Raw genomic sequence first — 627 nt, 5'->3', positions numbered from 1 at the left:
GATACGATTACGCCGCTTGTATCGACGTTTGTCATACTTGATAGGCTTCTTACGGTTTTTGCGACCCGGGATGCACGGCTTTATCTCTTTGTCTTTTAACCGTTTTCTGAACCAGTCAGCATCATAGCCTCTATCGGCAAGAAGCCAGTCGACCTTCGGTAACGCCTCGATTAAGGCTGCAGCTCCGGTGTAGTCGCTGATTTGTCCCGCCGTGACGTGTAACCTGATGGGGCGCCCTTGGGCGTCAGTGACGGCATGCAACTTGGTATTCATGCCACCTTTTGTCCGGCCGATCAGTCGTCCATCGCCCCCTTTTTTAACCGTAGGCTTGAAGCCGTGCGGTGAGCTTTCAAATAGGTCGCATCCATCATGACAGTCTTTCCAACCGACGATTTGGAAGACAAACCTTCTAATATCTGAGCAAATATCCCCTTGTGACACCAACGGTTCCAACGATTATAGAGCGTTTTACAAGGCCCGTACTCCCGAGGGGCATCACACCACCGTAACCCATTGCGAAGAATGAAGATAATTCCACTCAAGACACGTCTGTCATCAACGCGTGGTCGTCCATGGCTCTTGGGAAAAAAGGGGCGAAGGCGTGACATCTGTCCTTCGCTCAGCCAG

General features: G+C 51.4%; 1 pseudogene. It reads right to left on the bottom strand.

Going from position 1 to position 627, the window contains the following annotated elements:
* A pseudogene (locus ABE530_RS19640) lies at positions 1-627 on the bottom strand (IS5 family transposase); the annotation flags it as partial.

Source organism: Brucella sp. TWI559 (genome assembly GCF_039674265.1).
Lineage (GTDB): Bacteria > Pseudomonadota > Alphaproteobacteria > Rhizobiales > Rhizobiaceae > Brucella > Brucella chromiisoli.
This window is presented reverse-complemented; position numbering and strand designations above follow the sequence as displayed.